Origin of the sequence: Kitasatospora sp. McL0602, from assembly GCF_052076145.1 — a bacterium.
In the GTDB taxonomy this organism is placed as follows: Bacteria; Actinomycetota; Actinomycetes; order Streptomycetales; family Streptomycetaceae; genus Kitasatospora.
Window position 1 is genome coordinate 5,144,491 of sequence record NZ_CP197246.1, and the last position, 19,354, is coordinate 5,163,844.

Below are 19,354 nucleotides of genomic sequence, written 5' to 3' on the forward strand. Positions count from 1 at the left end.
GACAGCACGCGCGCCATATGTCTCCGGGGAGGACCCCCGGGCATATGGCGTGCGTCGTGAGGAGAGTTCCTTTTGAGCCACCCGCACCCCGAACTCGGCACGCCCCCCGCACTCAAGGAGGGCGCCCTCCGAATCACTCCGCTCGGCGGTCTCGGTGAGATCGGCCGCAACATGACGGTCTTCGAGTACGCCGGCCGGCTGCTCATCGTCGACTGCGGAGTGCTCTTCCCGGAGGCAGAGCAGCCGGGCATCGACCTGATCCTGCCGGACTTCTCGTCCATCCGGGACCGCCTCGACAAGATCGACGGCATCGTCCTGACCCACGGCCACGAGGACCACATCGGCGCCGTCCCGTTCCTCCTCCGCGAGAACCCGGACATCCCGCTGATCGGCTCCAAGCTGACGCTGGCCCTGATCGAGGCCAAGCTCGCCGAGCACCGCATCCGCCCGTACGTGCTGGAGGTCAAGGAGGGCGAGCGCGAGCGCATCGGCCCCTTCGACTGCGAGTTCATCGCGGTCAACCACTCCATCCCGGACGCCCTCGCGGTCGCCATTCGCACGTCGGCCGGCATGGTCGTCTGCACCGGCGACTTCAAGATGGACCAGCTGCCGCTGGACGGTCGCCTGACCGACCTCCCCGCCTTCGCCAAGCTGGCCGAGGAGGGCATGGACCTGCTGCTGGTGGACTCCACCAACGCCGAGGTCCCCGGCTTCATCCCGCACGAGCGGGACATCTCCGCCGCGCTGCGCAACGTCTTCTCCAGCGCCGACAAGCGCATCATCGTGGCCTCCTTCGCCAGCCACGTGCACCGCATCCAGCAGGTCCTGGACGCCGCACACGAGCACAAGCGCAAGGTCGCCTTCGTCGGCCGCTCGATGGTCCGCAACATGGGCATCGCCCGTGACCTCGGCTACCTGAAGGTGCCGGGCAACCTGATCGTCGACGTGAAGACGCTGGACGACCTCCCGGACAAGGAGGTGGTGCTCGTCTGCACCGGCTCCCAGGGCGAGCCGATGGCGGCCCTCTCCCGGATGGCCAACCGCGACCACCAGATCCGGATCGTCGAGGGCGACACCGTGATCATGGCCTCCTCGCTCATCCCGGGCAACGAGACCGCGATCTACCGGGTCATCAACGGCCTGACCCGCTGGGGCGCGAACGTCGTCCACAAGGGCAACGCCAAGGTGCACGTCTCCGGGCACGCCTCGGCCGGCGAGCTGCTGTACTTCTTCAACATCTGCAAGCCGAAGAACCTGATGCCGGTGCACGGCGAGTGGCGCCACCTGCGGGCCTGCGCCGACCTTGCCATCAAGACCGGTGTCCCGAAGAACCGCACCGTCATCGCCGAGGACGGCGTCGTCGTGGACCTCGAGAACGGCGTCGCGAAGATCGTCGGCAAGGTCCAGGCCGGGTACGTCTACGTCGACGGCTCGTCCGTCGGTGACGTCACCGAGGCTTCGCTGAAGGACCGTCGCATCCTCGGCGAGGAGGGCTTCATCTCCGTCTTCGTCGTGGTCGACTCCAACAGCGGCAAGATGGTCGGCAGCCCGACCATCCAGGCCCGCGGTTCCGGCATCGACGACAACTCCTTCGGGCCGGTCGTCGCCAAGCTGGAGGAGGCGCTCGCGCGGTCCGCCAACGACGGTGTCCTGGAGGTGCGCCAGGTCCAGCAGCTGGTGCGCCGCACGATCGGCAAGTGGGTCGCGGACAACTACCGCCGCCGCCCGATGATCCTTCCCGTCGTGGTCGAGGTCTGAGCACCCTGATTTGACGTGGGGCAACCCGGTGCGTAGTGTTCTCCGAGTTGCCCCACGACCGGGTCATTCTCCCTCCGAAGCAATTCGGAGCCGGAAATCCGGTCGAGAAACTCTGCTAGAGTTCGGGAGCGCCGAAAGGCGGAAAGCAAATCAGAAAGAGCCCGGTGGTAAACCGCCGGAAAACATCTGATAAGCTTTAAACACGAAAGAACGAAGCGCCCGGAGAGCTTGCGAGAGCGGCTTGAAGGAAGCGTCCGTTCCTTGAGAACTCAACAGCGTGCCAAAAGTCAACGCCAGATATGTTGACATCCCCGGCCTGGATCGTTTCGGCGTTCCGGGTTGGAGATTCCTTTAGTAACAAAACACAGCGAGGACGCAGTGCACGGGGCCACCCTATTCCGGTGGGTCGCCGTGCCGCTCAACGCGAGTGCTACCGGATATCCGGACATCATTCACGGAGAGTTTGATCCTGGCTCAGGACGAACGCTGGCGGCGTGCTTAACACATGCAAGTCGAACGATGAAGCCTTCGGGTGGATTAGTGGCGAACGGGTGAGTAACACGTGGGAAATCTGCCCTGCACTCTGGGACAAGCCTTGGAAACGAGGTCTAATACCGGATATGACCTTCCTCCGCATGGGGGTTGGTGGAAAGCTCCGGCGGTGCAGGATGATCCCGCGGCCTATCAGCTTGTTGGTGGGGTAATGGCCTACCAAGGCGACGACGGGTAGCCGGCCTGAGAGGGCGACCGGCCACACTGGGACTGAGACACGGCCCAGACTCCTACGGGAGGCAGCAGTGGGGAATATTGCACAATGGGCGAAAGCCTGATGCAGCGACGCCGCGTGAGGGATGAAGGCCTTCGGGTCGTAAACCTCTTTCAGCAGGGAAGAAGCGCAAGTGACGGTACCTGCAGAAGAAGCACCGGCTAACTACGTGCCAGCAGCCGCGGTAATACGTAGGGTGCGAGCGTTGTCCGGAATTATTGGGCGTAAAGAGCTCGTAGGCGGCTTGTCACGTCGGATGTGAAAGCCCGAGGCTTAACCTCGGGTCTGCATTCGATACGGGCAGGCTAGAGTGTGGTAGGGGAGATCGGAATTCCTGGTGTAGCGGTGAAATGCGCAGATATCAGGAGGAACACCGGTGGCGAAGGCGGATCTCTGGGCCATTACTGACGCTGAGGAGCGAAAGCGTGGGGAGCGAACAGGATTAGATACCCTGGTAGTCCACGCCGTAAACGGTGGGAACTAGGTGTTGGCGACATTCCACGTCGTCGGTGCCGCAGCTAACGCATTAAGTTCCCCGCCTGGGGAGTACGGCCGCAAGGCTAAAACTCAAAGGAATTGACGGGGGCCCGCACAAGCAGCGGAGCATGTGGCTTAATTCGACGCAACGCGAAGAACCTTACCAAGGCTTGACATATACCGGAAACGGCCAGAGATGGTCGCCCCCTTGTGGTCGGTATACAGGTGGTGCATGGTTGTCGTCAGCTCGTGTCGTGAGATGTTGGGTTAAGTCCCGCAACGAGCGCAACCCTTGTTCTGTGTTGCCAGCATGCCTTTCGGGGTGATGGGGACTCACAGGAGACTGCCGGGGTCAACTCGGAGGAAGGTGGGGACGACGTCAAATCATCATGCCCCTTATGTCTTGGGCTGCACACGTGCTACAATGGTCGGTACAAAGGGCTGCGATGCCGCGAGGCGGAGCGAATCCCAAAAAGCCGGCCTCAGTTCGGATTGGGGTCTGCAACTCGACCCCATGAAGTTGGAGTTGCTAGTAATCGCAGATCAGCATGCTGCGGTGAATACGTTCCCGGGCCTTGTACACACCGCCCGTCACGTCACGAAAGTCGGTAACACCCGAAGCCGGTGGCCTAACCCTTGGGAGGGAGCCGTCGAAGGTGGGACCAGCGATTGGGACGAAGTCGTAACAAGGTAGCCGTACCGGAAGGTGCGGCTGGATCACCTCCTTTCTAAGGAGCACATAGCCGGATGCGAGCGAATGTCTCGCACGGTTGCTCATGGGTGGAACGTTGACTATTCGGCACACACGGTTGGTTCCGTTAGTACTGTCCTTCGGGGCGTGGAAGACGGGTTATCGGTCGGGTGTGTCGGGCACGTTGTTGGGTCCTGAGGGAACGGCCATGAAAGTGGTTGTTGCTTCAGAGATGCCGGTCCTACTCGAGGTGTGCCGCAAGGTGTGCTGAGGGTGGGTGACTGGTCGTTGTTTGAGAACTGCACAGTGGACGCGAGCATCTGTGGCCAAGTTTTTAAGGGCGCACGGTGGATGCCTTGGCACTAGGAACCGATGAAGGACGTGGGAGGCCGCGATAGTCCCCGGGGAGCCGTCAACCAGGCTTTGATCCGGGGGTTTCCGAATGGGGGAACCCGGCAGTCGTCATGGGCTGTCACCCGCACCTGAACACATAGGGTGTGTGGAGGGAACGAGGGGAAGTGAAACATCTCAGTACCCTCAGGAAGAGAAAACAACCGTGATTCCGGGAGTAGTGGCGAGCGAAACCGGATGAGGCTAAACCGTTCTGGTGTGATACCCGGCAGGGGTTGCCAGTGCGGGGTCGTGGGAAAGTTCTTGATCGGTCTGCCGGCCGGTCGGCGAGTCAGAAACCGTATGGGTAGTCGAAGGACATGCGAAAGGTCCGGCGTAGAGGGTAAGACCCCCGTAGACGAAATCTGTACGGCTTGCTTGAGCTTCTCCCAAGTAGCACGGGGCCCGAGAAATCCCGTGTGAATCTGGCGGGACCACCCGCTAAGCCTAAATATTCCCTAGTGACCGATAGCGGATAGTACCGTGAGGGAATGGTGAAAAGTACCGCGGGAGCGGAGTGAAATAGTACCTGAAACCGTGTGCCTACAAGCCGTGGGAGCGTCGGACAGTGGGCTTGCCCATCTGTCTCGTGACTGCGTGCCTTTTGAAGAATGAGCCTGCGAGTTTGCGGTGTGTAGCGAGGTTAACCCGTGTGGGGTAGCCGTAGCGAAAGCGAGTCCGAATAGGGCGAGTGAGTTGCACGCCCAAGACCCGAAGCGGAGTGATCTAGCCATGGGCAGGTTGAAGCGCGGGTAAGACCGTGTGGAGGACCGAACCCACCAGGGTTGAAAACCTGGGGGATGACCTGTGGTTAGGGGTGAAAGGCCAATCAAACTCCGTGATAGCTGGTTCTCCCCGAAATGCATTTAGGTGCAGCGTCACGTGTTTCTTGCCGGAGGTAGAGCACTGGATAGGCGATGGGCCTCAACGGGTTACTGACCTTAGCCAAACTCCGAATGCCGGTAAGTGAGAGCGTGGCAGTGAGACTGTGGGGGATAAGCTCCATGGTCGAGAGGGAAACAGCCCAGAACACCGACTAAGGTCCCTAAGCGTGTGCTAAGTGGGAAAGGATGTGGAGTCGCAGAGACAACCAGGAGGTTGGCTTAGAAGCAGCCATCCTTGAAAGAGTGCGTAATAGCTCACTGGTCAAGTGATTCCGCGCCGACAATGTAGCGGGGCTCAAGCACACCACCGAAGTCGTGTCATTGCAGCAATACCCCCAACGGGGGCTGTGATGGGTAGGGGAGCGTCGTGTGCCGGGTGAAGCAGCGGAGGAATCCAGTTGTGGACGGTTCACGAGTGAGAATGCAGGCATGAGTAGCGATACAAGAGTGGGAAACTCTTGCGCCGATTGACCAAGGGTTCCTGGGTCAAGCTGATCTGCCCAGGGTAAGTCGGGACCTAAGGCGAGGCCGACAGGCGTAGTCGATGGACAACGGGTTGATATTCCCGTACCCGCTTTGAAGCGCCAACGTCGAACCTCTGAATGCTAAAGCCGTGAAGCCGGCCCGGAGTCTTCGGACAATGGGACGTGGTGGAGCCGCTGACCCAACAGGGTAGTAGGTGAGCGATGGGGTGACGCAGGAAGGTAGTCCAACCCGGGCGGTGGTTGTCCCGGGGTAAGGGTGTAGGCCGAGTGATAGGCAAATCCGTCACTCATTAAGGCTGAGACCTGATGCCGAGCCGATTGTGGTGAAGTGGATGATCCTATGCTGTCGAGAAAAGCCTCTAGCGAGTTTCATGGCGGCCCGTACCCCAAACCGACTCAGGTGGTCAGGTAGAGAATACCGAGGCGTTCGGGTGAACTATGGTTAAGGAACTCGGCAAAATGCCCCCGTAACTTCGGGAGAAGGGGGGCCGGAACTGGTGATCCGATTTACTCGGTGAGCTGGGGCCGGCCGCAGAGACCAGCGAGAAGCGACTGTTTACTAAAAACACAGGTCCGTGCGAAGCCGTAAGGCGATGTATACGGACTGACGCCTGCCCGGTGCTGGAACGTTAAGGGGACCGGTTAGTCACATTTCGGTGTGGCGAAGCTGAGAACTTAAGCGCCAGTAAACGGCGGTGGTAACTATAACCATCCTAAGGTAGCGAAATTCCTTGTCGGGTAAGTTCCGACCTGCACGAATGGCGTAACGACTTCTCGACTGTCTCAACCATAGGCCCGGTGAAATTGCATTACGAGTAAAGATGCTCGTTTCGCGCAGCAGGACGGAAAGACCCCGGGACCTTTACTATAGCTTGATATTGGTGTTCGGTTCGGCTTGTGTAGGATAGGTGGGAGACTTTGAAGCAGCAACGCCAGTTGTTGTGGAGTCGTCGTTGAAATACCACTCTGGTCGTGCTGGATGTCTAACCTGGGTCCGTGATCCGGATCAGGGACAGTGTCTGGTGGGTAGTTTAACTGGGGCGGTTGCCTCCTAAAGAGTAACGGAGGCGCCCAAAGGTTCCCTCAGCCTGGTTGGCAATCAGGTGTTGAGTGTAAGTGCACAAGGGAGCTTGACTGTGAGACCGACGGGTCGAGCAGGTGCGAAAGCAGGGACTAGTGATCCGGCGGTGGCTTGTGGAAGCGCCGTCGCTCAACGGATAAAAGGTACCCCGGGGATAACAGGCTGATCTTCCCCAAGAGTCCATATCGACGGGATGGTTTGGCACCTCGATGTCGGCTCGTCGCATCCTGGGGCTGGAGTAGGTCCCAAGGGTTGGGCTGTTCGCCCATTAAAGCGGTACGCGAGCTGGGTTTAGAACGTCGTGAGACAGTTCGGTCCCTATCCGCTGTGCGCGTAGGAATATTGAGAAGGGCTGTCCCTAGTACGAGAGGACCGGGACGGACGAACCTCTGGTGTGCCAGTTGTCCTGCCAAGGGCATGGCTGGTTGGCTACGTTCGGGAGGGATAACCGCTGAAAGCATCTAAGCGGGAAGCCTGCTTCGAGATGAATGTTCCCACCTCCTTGAGAGGGTAAGGCTCCCAGTAGACGACTGGGTTGATAGGCCGGATGTGGAAGCCCTGTAAGGGGTGGAGCTGACCGGTACTAATAGGCCGAGGGCTTGTCCTCAGTTGCTCGCGTCCACTGTGTTGTTCTGAAACAACGACCCCATCCCTGGCCAGGGGTGGTGCGGTCGTCTGGTTTCATAGTGTTTCGGTGGTCATAGCGTGAGGGAAACGCCCGGTTACATTCCGAACCCGGAAGCTAAGCCTCAAAGCGCCGATGGTACTGCAGGGGGGACCCTGTGGGAGAGTAGGACGCCGCCGAACAATCTTTAGGAAGGCCCTCATCCGGGAACGGATGGGGGCCTTTCGCATTTCCGGGATCGGAGGTATCAGGGCTGACCTGGCGGGATCATGGGAGCAGTGGTTGCTTCGTGGACCGGTCCACGGCACACTGCCCGACATGGGCGGGGATTGTGGGGCAGAGGACGAGTACCGGGCGTTCTACGAGGGGGCTTACGGCCACCTCGTAGCGCATCTGTATGCGCTGACCGGTGATCTGGGCGAGGCGCAGGATGCCGCCCAGGAGGCGTTCGTCCGCGCCTGGGACCACTGGGACAAGCTCAGCAGGTACGAGAACCCGGTCGCGTGGATCAGGCTGACCGGGCAGCGGATCGCGATCAGCCGGTGGCGGCGCACCAGGACGGCTGTGCGAAGTTGGGTCCGGCACGGTCCCGGAAGCCCGGTGCCGGGGCCGGGACCGGAGTCGGTCGCCCTCGTCGAGGCGTTGCGGAGGCTGCCGGAGGCGCAGCGGTCGGCGTTGGTGCTGCATCACATGGGGGGCAGGTCGGTGGCGGAGATCGCTGCCGAGGAGGGTGTGCCGGTCGGGACGGTGAAGGCGCGGCTGCACCGGGGCCGGCAGGCGCTCGCGCTGCTGTTGGGCGAGGAGCCCGAGGTCGATGTGGTGGAGGACACCCAGGTGCTGCCGGGGGTGGCGGAGAAGGAGAAGCCGTCGCGGGCGGCCGGGCCTCCAGTGACGAAGACGCGGACGCAGAAGCAGACCCAGGTGCAGGCACCGCTGGCTGCGGCGGCGTTGACGAAGGCAGCGAACGCTCATGCGTGAGGGGACGACGATCACCGTGGACGACGACCTTGACCGCCCGACCATCAGCACCGCCAGACTGGAGGAGCTGTTCGGCAGCATGCGCGACGAGCTGGCGACCGGTGTGCGGGCGCCGGCGACCGACGCGGTGATGCGGCGTGCCGCCGGGCGGCGCAGGCGCCGTCGCGGCGCGGTCGGGTTCGTGGCGGCTGCACTCGCGTTCACGGGGCTCTGGGGGCTGACCCTGCTGCCCGGTGGGGGTGGTGACGGGACGTCGAGCGTCGGACCTGCGGCGGCGGAGCAGACGCTGTCGCCCGTCCTGGAGCTGCCGGGGCCCGACCTGGGGTCGGGCCTGCCCGGGGTGGTGGGTGAGGCGCGGCCGACGCCGGGCTCGTTGATGGACCGGTCGACGTTCGGTCTGCTGCTGTCGCCCGGTCAGTTGCCCACGGTGGACGGTCTGTACGGCCCGTGGGTCCAGGTGGAGGGCTGGGCGGCCACGCCGTCCGTCCCGTCGTTCGCCGCCGGGTGCGGGCAGGGGCTGGTGGAGTTCTCGGGGGCGGTGCAGCGGTGGGAGTTCGACTACGCCGACACGGCGGGTCACTCCGCGACGGCACGTCAGTACGTGTTGGACTTCGACAGTGAGCAGGCCGCGATCGCGGGGGGAGCGCTGTTCCGTACCGGGGCGGAGTGCACCGCCAGCGGGGCCGGGTGGACGTTGGAGGACCAGACGCCCGCCACTGCTGCCGTCCGGCGGCGTGGCCCGGATCCGGTGATCGAGGAGATGACCGCCCGGGTGGTGGGGAAGCGCCTGGTCGTGCTGCTGGTGCATCGGAAGGAGAGCACGGTGGCCGCCGTGGTGAACGTCGCGGGTGCCTTCCGGGACGCGGCTGCGGCGTTGGCCGCCCGCCCGGGGCCGTGACCTCGGCGGACGGGTGACTCACAGCCGTCTCCCAGAAAGCTGGAAGTTTTCCTGAATTCCATGCAACCTGAGGGCTCCCGCGAGCGTCAATGATGCGAGATCGCCTCTGCGCCCGGGGGCGTGGTCGTGCGTTCTGCGGGGCACAGGGGACTCCGCAGCCCGTCGGCCGGGCTCCCGGGCTGTGGGGGATCTTCGCTGTCGGTGCCCACCTCCCGTCAAAATGCCGCTAAATCTGCCGTCTCACTGCTCTGATCAGGGGATATCCGGCCTACTGGGCCGTAGTCTCGAAGTCGGCGAACAGGTGTCCGGGGGGCGGTGCTCCTCGGCGGGACCAAGAATGGTGCGCATGGCACGCGGCAGGCTGCGGATCTACCTCGGGGCGGCCCCCGGGGTCGGGAAGACGTACGCCATGCTCGCGGAGGCGCAGCGTCGGCTGCTCCGGGGCACCGATGTGGTGGTCGGCTTCGTCGAGCACCACAACCGGTTGCTGACGGCGGAGTTGGCGGAAGGTCTGGAGACGGTGCCGCGCCGGGAGCTGACGCACCGGGGTGCGGTGTTCACCGAGATGGATCTCGACGCGGTGCTGGAGCGGGCCCCGGCGGTGGTGCTGGTGGACGAGCTGGCGCACACCAACGTCCCGGGCTGTCGGCACGCCAAGCGTTGGGAGGATGTCGAGGATCTGCTCGCTGCGGGCATCGACGTCGTCTCCACCGTCAACATCCAGCATCTGGAGTCGCTCGGGGACGTGGTGGAGGGCATCACGGGTGTCCGCCAGCGCGAGACCGTGCCGGACGAGGTGGTCCGCCGGGCGGACCAGATCGAGCTGGTCGACATGTCGCCGCAGGCCCTGCGGCGACGGTTGGCGCACGGCAACGTCTATGCGCCGGAGAAGATCGACGCGGCGCTCTCCAACTACTTCCGCCCCGGCAATCTGACGGCGCTGCGCGAGCTCGCGCTGCTCTGGACGGCCGACCGGGTGGACGAGTACCTCCAGCGTTACCGGGCCGAGCAGGGCATCGAGGGCACCTGGCAGGCGCGTGAGCGGATCGTGGTGGGTCTGACGGGTGGGCCCGAGGGTGCCACGCTGATCCGCCGGGCGGCCAGGATCGCGGACCGGGGCTCCGGCGGCGAGGTGCTCGCCGTGCACATCGCCCGCTCGGACGGGCTGACCGGCGCCGGTTCGCCGCAGAGCCTGATCGAGCAGCGGGCGCTGCTGGAGGGCCTGGGCGGCAGCTTCCACACCGTCCTCGGCGACGACCCGGCGGCGGCGCTGCTGGACTTCGCCCGAGGGGTCAACGCGACCCAGATCGTGCTGGGCAGCAGCCGCCGCCGCGCCTGGCAGTACATCTACGGGCCCGGCGTCAGTGCGACGGTGACCCGGGACTCGGGCGACATCGACGTGCACATCGTCACCCATGAGCACGCCGCCAAGGGGCGGGGCCGCATCCCGATCCGCAAGGTCACCGACCTCGGGCGGCCGCGTGCGGTGGCGGGTTGGCTGATCGGTGTCGCGGGGCCGCCGCTGCTCGCGGTGCTGCTGACCGAGCTGCACGGGCTGGGCCTCTCCACGGACATGCTGCTCTTCCTGTCGGTGACGGTGTGCGCGGCGCTGGTCGGCGGGCTCTTCCCGGCCGTGGCTTCGGCTCTGGTCGGCTCGGCGACGCTGAACTACTACTTCACCCCGCCGCTCCACACCTTCACGATCTCGGCGCCGCAGAACATCCTCGCCGTTGCGATCTTCACCGCCGTCGGGATCTCGGTGGCCTCGGTCGTCGACCTGGCGGCCCGCCGCACCCACCAGGCGGCCCGCAGCCAGGCCGAGGCGCAGACCCTGAGCGCGCTGGCGGGCACGGTGCTGCGCGGTGTGCCGAGTGGTGACGGCCTGCTGACCGCGCTGCTCGATCAGGTGCGGGAGACCTTCCAGCAGGATTCGGCGGCCCTGCTGGAGCGAGCCGACGAGCACGCGCCGTGGCGCTGCGCGGCCTCGGGCGGCCCGCAGCCGCCGGAGCGGCCGGAGGACGGCGACGTGGACGTGCCGGTGGGGGAGAACCTCGCGCTGGTGCTGCGTGGCCGGGTGCTGCCGGCCGAGGACCGGCGGCTGCTGGGCGCCTTCGGCGCGCAGGCCGCCGTGCTGCTGGAGCGCCGCCGGCTGGCCGGGGAGGCCGCCGCCGCGCGCCGGGAGGCCGAGGGCAACCGCATCCGTACTGCTCTGCTCGCCGCCGTCTCGCACGACCTGCGGACCCCGCTGGCCGGGATCAAGGCGGCCGTCAGCTCGCTCAGGTCCGACGACGTCGAGTGGGACGAGGCGGACGAGGCCGAGCTGCTGGAGGGCATCGAGAACGGCGCTGACCGGCTCGACCACCTGATCAACAACCTGCTGGACATGAGCCGCCTCCAGACCGGCACCGTGACCCCGCTGATCCAGGAGACGGACCTCGACGAGGTCGTCCCGTACGCGCTGGGCGGGGTGCCGCTGGAGGCCGTCCGGCTGGACGTGCCGGAGACGCTGCCGATGATCCACGCCGATGCGGGGCTGCTGGAGCGCTCGCTCGCGAACTTGATCGAGAACGCCGTCAAGTACAGCCCGGACGGCGTGAGAGTCCTGGTCAAGGCCGATGCGCTGCACCCACCGGGCGCCCCCGGCCGGGTCGAGCTGCGGATCGTGGACCGTGGCCCGGGTGTGCCGGAGGACGCCAAGGAGCGGATCTTCGCGCCGTTCCAGCGCTACGGCGACGCCCCGCGCGGGGCCGGTGTCGGCCTGGGGCTGGCGGTGGCCCGGGGCTTCGTCGAGGCGATGGGCGGCACCGTCGCCGCCGAGGACACCCCCGGTGGCGGGCTCACCATGGTCGTCACCCTGCCCGCCGTCGACCTGCCCGAAGCCGTGCAGAGCGCAGCGCAGAGCACGGCGCAGAACGCATCAACCCGAAAGGCGGAACCCGTATGACCCGGGTCCTCGTCGTGGACGACGAACCGCAGATCGTCCGCGCCCTGGTGATCAACCTCAAGGCCCGCAAGTACGAGGTGGACGCGGCGCACGACGGTGCCAGTGCGCTGGAGCTGGCCGCCGCCCGGCACCCCGACGTGGTCGTGCTGGACCTCGGCCTGCCGGACATGGACGGTGTCGAGGTGATCAGGGGGCTGCGCGGCTGGACGCGGGTGCCGATCATCGTGCTCTCCGCCCGGCACGCCTCGGACGAGAAGGTCGAGGCCCTGGACGCGGGCGCCGACGACTACGTGACCAAGCCGTTCGGCATGGACGAGCTGCTCGCCCGGATGCGGGCCGCCGTCCGCCGGGCCGAGCCCGTCGCGGGCGAGGGCGACTCGGTGGTGGTGACCGACAGCTTCACCGTCGACCTGGCGGCGAAGAAGGTCAACCGGGAGGGTGCCGACGTCCGCCTCACGCCGACCGAGTGGCACCTGCTGGAGGTGCTCGTCCGCAACGCCGGGCGGCTCGTCAGTCAGACCCAGCTGCTCCAGGAGGTGTGGGGCCCGGCGTACCGCACGGAGACCAACTACCTGCGGGTTTACCTGGCGCAGCTGCGCCGCAAGCTGGAGGCCGACCCCTCGCACCCGCGCCACTTCATCACCGAACCGGGCATGGGGTACCGCTTCGAGGCGTGAGGCGGGGCCGCCCGGCCCTGCCGTCGGGAGGTGCGGAACCGGTACCCTTCGGGCATGAACGGTGACAACAGCAGCGACCAGCCGCAGGGCCGCTTCCGCCGCATGTTCAACCGCCTGACCTCCTCCGCCGAGGAGCTCCAGGCCGAGGAACTGCGCCAGGACACCGCGGAGTCGGGCTGCACTCCGATCGCCAGTTGCGGGGACCGACAGCTGGTCACCGTGGCGGGCACCCTTCGGACGGTGACGCTCCGGCCCCGGGCCGGAGTCCCGGCCCTGGAGGCCGAGCTCTTCGACGGCAGCGAGGCGCTGGACGTGGTCTGGCTCGGCCGCCGTTCGATCGTCGGCATCGAGCCGGGCCGCCGCCTGATCGCGAGTGGTCGGATCGGCCTTGCACGTGGGCGCCGCGTGCTCTTCAACCCCCGCTACGAACTGCGTCCGGCCGGACACGGGAGCGAGTGAGCGTGACCAACCTGCCAGGCGGCGACCCCGCCGCCCGCACCGCCGTACCCGGCGACGACCGCTACCTCGAAGCCAGTGTCGAGCAGGCCCTGACCGCCGTGACGGCGGCCGGGCCCGGCGAAGCGACCGCTGAGGAGACCGCCGAGGAGATCGCGGCCCGTGAGGCCGCCGCCTCCCGGGAGGCGGCCGACAGCATCATGAAGGCGTTCGGCGGCATCCGCGGCATGGTCGACATGACCCTGCCCGGTCTGGTCTTCATCCTGACCTTCAACATCACCCACCAGGTCTCCACCGCCGCCTGGGCCGCGCTCGGCCTGAGCGCGGTCTTCGTGGTGATCCGGCTGCTGCGCCGGGAGACCATCCAGCACGCCTTCAGCGGCGTCTTCGGGGTGGCGATCGGCGCCTGGATCTCGATGAAGACCGGCAAGGCGGAGAACTTCTACCTGCCCGGCCTGCTCTACAACGTCGCCTACTGCCTCGCGCTCGCGATCTCGGCGGTCGTCCGCTGGCCGCTGGTGGGCCTGATGCTCGGCCCCGTCACGGGCGAGATGTTCACCTGGCGGACGGAGAACCCCGGCCGCCTGAAGGCGTACACCAAGGCGACCTGGGCCTGGGTGGTGATCATGGGCATCAAGCCGGTGATCCTCTTCCCGCTGTACTTCACCGGCGACACCACGCTGCTCGGCTGGCTCAAGACGGCGCTCGGCATCCCGGCGCTCGTCCTGGCGATGTACGTCACCTGGCGGATCCTGCTCAAGGCGCCGCCGCCCATCAAGGCGCCGGTCGAGGACTGACCAGCACCGCACGTGCGTGAGGGCCGTACCCGGGAAAGCCGGGTACGGCCCTCACGCACGTGCACGGGCTACTGCGCGCCGGAGACCGCCGAGAGCAGGTCCTCCAGCTCCTCCTCGCGCTCCTGGGCGGCGACGAAGAGCAGCTCGTCGCCGCCCTCCAGGGTGTCGTCCTTGCCCGGGACGAGGACGCGGCCCTCGCGGATGATCGTCACCAGCGCGGTGTCGGGCGGCCACTCGACGTCTCCGACGCGGGTGCCGACCAGCTCGGTGTCGGCCGCGAGGGTCAGCTCGACCAGGTTGGCGTTGCCCTGGCTGAAGCGCATCAGGCGGACGAGATCGCCGACGCTGACGGCCTCCTCGACCAGGGCCGACATCAGGCGCGGCGTGGAGACCGCGACGTCGACGCCCCAGGACTCGTTGAACAGCCACTCGTTCTTCGGGTTGTTCACCCGGGCGACCACCCGGGGGACGCCGTACTCGGTCTTGGCCAGCAGCGAGACGACCAGGTTGACCTTGTCGTCGCCCGTCGCGGCGATCACCACGTGGCAGCGCTGGAGCGCGGCCTCGTCCAGCGAGGTGATCTCGCAGGCGTCGGCGAGCAGCCACTCCGCCATCGGCACCCGCTCCACCGAGATGGAGTTCGGGTTCTTGTCTATCAGGAGGACCTCGTGGCCGTTCTCCAGCAGCTCACCCGCGATCGAGCGGCCGACGGCACCGGCTCCGGCAATTGCGACTCGCATCAGTGCTCATCCTCCTGCGGGCCCCGGGCGAAGGCCGCCTCGACGGCCGCCTGGTCCGTGCGCCGCAGCGTCACGTGCACCAGATCGCCCTCCTGCACCACCATCTGTGGCGTGGGCAGCATGCCCTCGCCCAGCCGGGTGAGGAATGCGACCCGCGCACCCGACGCCTCCTCCAGCGCGCTCAGCTTGTGGCCGATCCAGGACGGCGCGTACGCCACCTCGGCCATCTGCACGCTGCCGCTCGGGTCCTGCCAGAGCGGCTCGGCGCCGCTGGGCAGCAGGCGGCGGAGCATCTGGTCGGCCGTCCAGCGGACGGTGGCGACGGTCGGGATGCCGAGCCGCTGGTACACCTCGGCGCGGCGGGGGTCGTAGATCCGGGCCGCGACGTGTTCGACGCCGAAGTTCTCCCGGGCCACCCGCGCGGCGATGATGTTGGAGTTGTCGCCGCTGCTGACGGCGGCGAAGGCACCGGCCTCCTCGATGCCGGCTTCCCTCAGGGTGTCCTGGTCGAAGCCGACACCCGTGACCCGGCGGCCGTTGAATCCGGCACCCAGCCGGCGGAAGGCCGTCGGGTCCTGGTCGACGACGGCGACCGAGTGACCATGTTTCTCGAGCGCTCTCGCGAGGGCCGAACCCACGCGTCCGCACCCCATGATGACGATGTGCACGGGACGCTACCTCACCCAATCCGTCGGGGTCATGACCTGCGCAAACACCGTTCGTCTTCCTTCCACACCCCGGGGTGCCGGGGTGATGTACGAGCCACATCTTCGGGCCGGTGTGGCGGGGCAACAAGGGTGTTGCCCGCAAGCTCATCATCCGACACGCTAGCCGACCCACCGAACGCAGTCTCGACGAAGGTGGTCGCAGAGGTCGGCGGCGAGATAAACAGCCTCTACGATTCCTTAACGTGCCTATGCCTGCCGACCTTCCGAAACGCATCCTGATCGGGCGCGCGCTCCACAGCGACAAGCTGGGGGAGACGCTCCTGCCGAAGCGGATCGCGCTGCCCGTCTTCGCCTCCGACGCCCTGTCGTCCGTGGCCTACGCCCCCGAGGAGATCCTCCTCACCCTTTCGCTGGCCGGGGCCTCCGCGATCCACTTCTCCTGGCAGATCGGCGTCGTCGTCGCCATCGTGATGCTCGCAGTGGTCGCGTCGTACCGGCAGAACGTGCATGCCTACCCCAGTGGCGGCGGCGACTACGAGGTCGCCACCGTCAACCACGGGGCGAACTCCGGTCTGGTGGTCGCCAGCGCCCTGGCGGTCGACTACATCCTCACCGTGGCGGTCTCCACCACCTCCGGGGTGGCGAACGTCGTCTCCGCCGTGCCCTCGCTGCGCGGCCACGAGATGGGCCTGTCCGTCACTCTCGTGGTCATCCTGATGGGCATGAACCTGCGCGGTGTCCGGGAGTCCGGCAGCGCGTTCGCCGTGCCCACGTACGCCTTCATGGCCGGTGTGCTCGGCATGGTGCTCTACGGCATCGTCCGGCACTTCGTCTTCGGGACGGACATGCACGCCGAGAGCGCAGGCTTCCATCTGGAGGCCACCCCCGGCAACAGCTCGCTGGCCGGCTTCGCGCTGGTCTTCCTGCTGCTCAAGGCGTTCTCCTCCGGCTGCGCCGCGCTGACCGGTGTCGAGGCGATCAGCAACGGCGTGCCCGCCTTCCGCAAGCCCAAGAGCAAGAACGCGGCGACCACGCTGCTGATGATGGCGAGCATCGCCGTCGTGATGTTCATGGGCATCATCTACCTGGCCCACCTCACCGGCACCCAGATGGCCGAGAACCCGGTGGAGCAGCTCGTCGGTGCCCCCGCCGGCTACCACCAGAAGACCGCGCTGGCGCAGATCAGCGAGGCCGTCTTCTCCAACTTCACGCCCGGCTTCTACTTCATCGCCGCCGTGACCGGCCTGATCCTGGTGCTGGCCGCGAACACCGCCTTCAACGGCTTCCCCGTGCTCGGCTCGATTCTCGCCCAGGACCGGTACCTGCCGCGTCAGCTGCACACCCGTGGCGACCGGCTCGCCTTCTCCAACGGCATCATCCTGCTGGCCCTCGCCGCGATCCTGTTCATCATCGCCTTCGGCGCCGACCCGAACCGGCTGATCCAGCTGTACATCGTCGGTGTCTTCGTCTCGTTCAACATGAGCCAGTCGGGCATGATCCGGCACTGGACGCGCCTGTTGCGCACCGAGACGGACCCGAAGAAGCGCGCCCACATGCAGCGCAGCCGGGCGATCAACACCTTCGGCCTGGTCATGACGGCCGCCGTGCTGATCGTGGTGCTGGTCACCAAGATCAGCCACGCCTGGATCGCGATCGCCACCATGGTGGTGCTCTTCGTGATGATGAAGGCGATCCGCCGCCACTACGACCGCGTCTCCGCCGAGCTGGTCGCCGCCGAGGAGCCGGACGACGTCGTGCTGCCCACCCGGGTGCACGCCATCGTGCTGGTCTCCAAGCTGCACAAGCCGGCCCTGCGGGCGCTCGCGTACGCCCGGCTGGCCCGCGCCCACACGCTGGAGGCCGTCACCGTCAACGTCGACCCGGCGGACACGGCGGCGCTGCGCGCGGAGTGGGACGAGCGCGGCATCGAGGTGCCGCTGAAGGCCCTCGACTCGCCGTACCGCGAGATCACCGGGCCGGTGCTCGACTACGTCAAGAACCTGCGGCGCAGCAGCCCGCGCGACGTCGTGTCGGTGTACATCCCCGAGTACGTGGTGGGGCACTGGTACGAGCACCTTCTGCACAACCAGAGCGCGCTGCGGCTCAAGGGCCGCCTGCTCTTCAAGCCCGGGGTGATGGTGACTTCCGTACCCTGGCAGTTGGAGTCCTCCGAGCGGCGCAAGCCGCAGAAGGCCTGGTCCGCCCCCGGCGCCGTCCGGCGTGGTGAGCCCAGGCAGCAGAACAGGCCCTCGGCCACCGCCGGCTCCGCATCCTCCGAAGTCACCGACCCCCGCAGCAAGGACGCATCCTCGTGAGCCGCAACACCCCGCCCCGCTCCTCCGGCAAGTCGGGCAAGTCCGGCGCGAAGTCGGGCAAGTCCGGCTCCAAGCCGGGTCAGGTCGTCCGCATGAGGTGGGGGGCCAAGCCCGTCCGTCCGGAGGCCACCGACCGGGACGGCTACACGGCGCAGACCGCTCCGCTGGCCCCCGGCGAGTCCTCCCCGCCGCCGCCCGCGGCGGTCGCCAAGCAGGCCGCGTCGGTGAAGCAGGGCGCCGCGGCGAAGAAGGCCGCGCCCGGCCGGAAGGCCGCCCCCGCGGGCGGTGACGCGAACCGGGCGGGCGAAGCCGGCAAGGGCGGTGGGCGGAAGCCGGCCGCGCGCAAGCAGGCCGTGCGCCCGCCCAAGGCGCTGCGGACGCCGTCGGCCCCCCGGGTGGCCGCCGGTGACCCGCTGGTCGGCGAGCGGTACGAGGTCGAGGTCGGCCCGGTCGCGCACGGCGGCGGGCACTGCGTGGCGCGGCACGAGGGCCGGGTGCTGTTCGTCCGGCACACGCTGCCGGGCGAGCGGGTGATCGCACAGGTCACCGAGGGCACCACGCAGTCGCGCTTCCTGCGGGCCGACGCGGTGGAGATCCTCACCCCGTCCAAGGACCGGATCGCCGCGCCCTGCCCGTTCTCGGGCCCTGGCAAGTGCGGCGGCTGCGACTGGCAGCACGTCACCCCGGGCGGCCAGCGCAAGCTCAAGGGCCAGGTGCTCACCGAGCAGCTCGCCAAGCTGGCCGGGCTCACCCCCGCCGAGGCGGGCTGGGACGGCAGTGTCGAGCCGGTCGGCGAGAAGCTCCCGGCGGGCGAGGTGCCGCGCTGGCGCAGCCGCGTCCAGTACACGGTCGACCAGGAGACCGGGCGGGTCGGCCTGCGCAAGCACCGCTCGCACGACCTCCAGCTGGTCGACGGGTGCCTGATCGCCTCCGAGGGCATCGCCGAGCTGGGGCTGGAGGGCCGTGACTGGACGGGCCTGAGCACCGTCGAGGTGATCGCCTCCTCCGGCTCCTCGGACCGTCAGCTCGTGCTCACGCCGATGCCCGGCGAGCAGCTGCCGCTGGTGGAGCTCGACAAGCCGGTCTCGATCTCCCGGATCGACGACCAGGACAACTACCACCAGGTGCACGGCCGCACCTTCGTCCGTGAGCGGGCGGCCGGCCGCACCTGGCGGGTCAGCAACGGCGGCTTCTGGCAGATCCACCCGGAGGCGCCCGACACCCTCGTGCAGGCCGTCGTGGACGGTCTGGACGCCCAGTGGGGCGAGAACGCGCTCGACCTGTACTGCGGTGTCGGTCTCTTCGCCGGGGCGCTGGCCGACCTGGTCGGCGAGGACGGTGCCGTGCTCGGCATCGAGTCCAGCAAGCAGGCCGTCGTCGACGCGCGCCACAACCTGGCGGCGCTGGAGAACGTCCGGATCGAGTGCGACAAGGTCGAGACGCTGCTCCCGCGTACCGGGATCGAGTCGACCGATCTGATCGTGCTCGACCCGCCGCGCGCGGGGGCCGGTCGCGAGACCGTCCGCCACCTGGCCGGGCTCTCGGCCCGCCGGATCGCGTACGTCGCCTGCGACCCGGCCGCGCTCTCCCGTGACCTGGCCTTCTTCCGCGAGCACGGCTACCGGCCGGTCTCGCTGCGGGCCTTCGACCTCTTCCCGATGACCCACCACTTCGAGTGCGTGGCCATCCTGGAGCCGGTCGCGGGGGCCTGATCGGTCTAGCAG

General features: G+C 67.1%; 11 protein-coding genes and 3 rRNA genes. 12 read left to right on the forward strand and 2 right to left on the reverse strand.

The window, feature by feature from the left end; genetic code table 11:
- Positions 1-72: 72 nt before the first annotated feature.
- From ACR68M_RS23435 to ACR68M_RS23480, 10 genes are all read left to right on the forward strand, one after another.
- Positions 73-1,758: a ribonuclease J gene (locus ACR68M_RS23435; protein WP_441246074.1), complete on the forward strand. Its 1,686-nt coding sequence runs from the start codon at positions 73-75 to the stop codon at positions 1,756-1,758.
- Between the two features lie 451 nt (positions 1,759-2,209).
- A 16S ribosomal RNA gene (locus ACR68M_RS23440) occupies positions 2,210-3,729 on the forward strand.
- A 287-nt stretch (positions 3,730-4,016) separates the two neighbouring features.
- A 23S ribosomal RNA gene (locus ACR68M_RS23445) occupies positions 4,017-7,139 on the forward strand.
- 83 nt (positions 7,140-7,222) lie between these two features.
- Positions 7,223-7,339 (forward strand): 5S ribosomal RNA (gene rrf, locus ACR68M_RS23450).
- Together the 16S, 23S and 5S rRNA genes form the textbook arrangement of a ribosomal RNA operon.
- Positions 7,340-7,475: 136 nt before the next feature.
- Positions 7,476-8,135: a SigE family RNA polymerase sigma factor gene (locus tag ACR68M_RS23455; protein ID WP_441246075.1), complete on the forward strand. Its 660-nt coding sequence runs from the start codon at positions 7,476-7,478 to the stop codon at positions 8,133-8,135.
- The gene (locus ACR68M_RS23460) at positions 8,128-9,033 is read left to right on the forward strand and encodes a hypothetical protein (RefSeq protein ID WP_441246076.1); all 906 of its coding nucleotides are present in this window, start codon (positions 8,128-8,130) and stop codon (positions 9,031-9,033) included. The genes ACR68M_RS23455 and ACR68M_RS23460 overlap by 8 nt, the downstream gene beginning before the upstream one ends.
- Before the next feature lie 346 nt (positions 9,034-9,379).
- Positions 9,380-11,977 carry an ATP-binding protein gene (locus ACR68M_RS23465; protein ID WP_441246077.1) on the forward strand — a complete coding sequence of 866 codons (2,598 nt, stop codon included), beginning with the start codon at positions 9,380-9,382 and terminating at the stop codon, positions 11,975-11,977.
- The gene (locus tag ACR68M_RS23470; RefSeq protein WP_441246078.1) at positions 11,974-12,654 is read left to right on the forward strand and encodes a response regulator; all 681 of its coding nucleotides are present in this window, start codon (positions 11,974-11,976) and stop codon (positions 12,652-12,654) included. The genes ACR68M_RS23465 and ACR68M_RS23470 overlap by 4 nt, the downstream gene beginning before the upstream one ends.
- A gap of 54 nt (positions 12,655-12,708) precedes the next feature.
- On the forward strand, positions 12,709-13,113 hold the full coding sequence (locus tag ACR68M_RS23475; protein ID WP_441246079.1) for an OB-fold nucleic acid binding domain-containing protein: 405 nt from the start codon (positions 12,709-12,711) through the stop codon (positions 13,111-13,113).
- 2 nt (positions 13,114-13,115) lie between these two features.
- Positions 13,116-13,907 carry a DUF3159 domain-containing protein gene (locus ACR68M_RS23480; RefSeq protein WP_441246080.1) on the forward strand — a complete coding sequence of 264 codons (792 nt, stop codon included), beginning with the start codon at positions 13,116-13,118 and terminating at the stop codon, positions 13,905-13,907.
- 68 nt (positions 13,908-13,975) lie between these two features.
- On the opposite strand, the gene ACR68M_RS23485 is transcribed toward ACR68M_RS23480, so the two are convergent.
- Positions 13,976-14,647 (reverse strand): potassium channel family protein, encoded by a 672-nt coding sequence (locus tag ACR68M_RS23485; RefSeq protein ID WP_441246081.1) that lies wholly within the window; start codon positions 14,645-14,647, stop codon positions 13,976-13,978.
- Complete coding sequence (locus ACR68M_RS23490; RefSeq protein ID WP_441246082.1) at positions 14,647-15,315, reverse strand: potassium channel family protein; 669 nt, start codon at positions 15,313-15,315, stop codon at positions 14,647-14,649. The genes ACR68M_RS23485 and ACR68M_RS23490 overlap by 1 nt, the downstream gene beginning before the upstream one ends.
- 248 nt (positions 15,316-15,563) lie before the next feature.
- Between ACR68M_RS23490 and ACR68M_RS23495 the strand changes: the two genes are divergently transcribed.
- Together ACR68M_RS23495 and ACR68M_RS23500 are read left to right on the forward strand one after the other, a co-directional pair.
- Complete coding sequence (locus ACR68M_RS23495; RefSeq protein WP_441251693.1) at positions 15,564-17,630, forward strand: APC family permease; 2,067 nt, start codon at positions 15,564-15,566, stop codon at positions 17,628-17,630.
- Between the two features lie 371 nt (positions 17,631-18,001).
- On the forward strand, positions 18,002-19,342 hold the full coding sequence (locus tag ACR68M_RS23500) for a class I SAM-dependent RNA methyltransferase (RefSeq protein ID WP_441251694.1): 1,341 nt from the start codon (positions 18,002-18,004) through the stop codon (positions 19,340-19,342).
- The last annotated feature ends 12 nt before the right edge of the window (positions 19,343-19,354 follow it).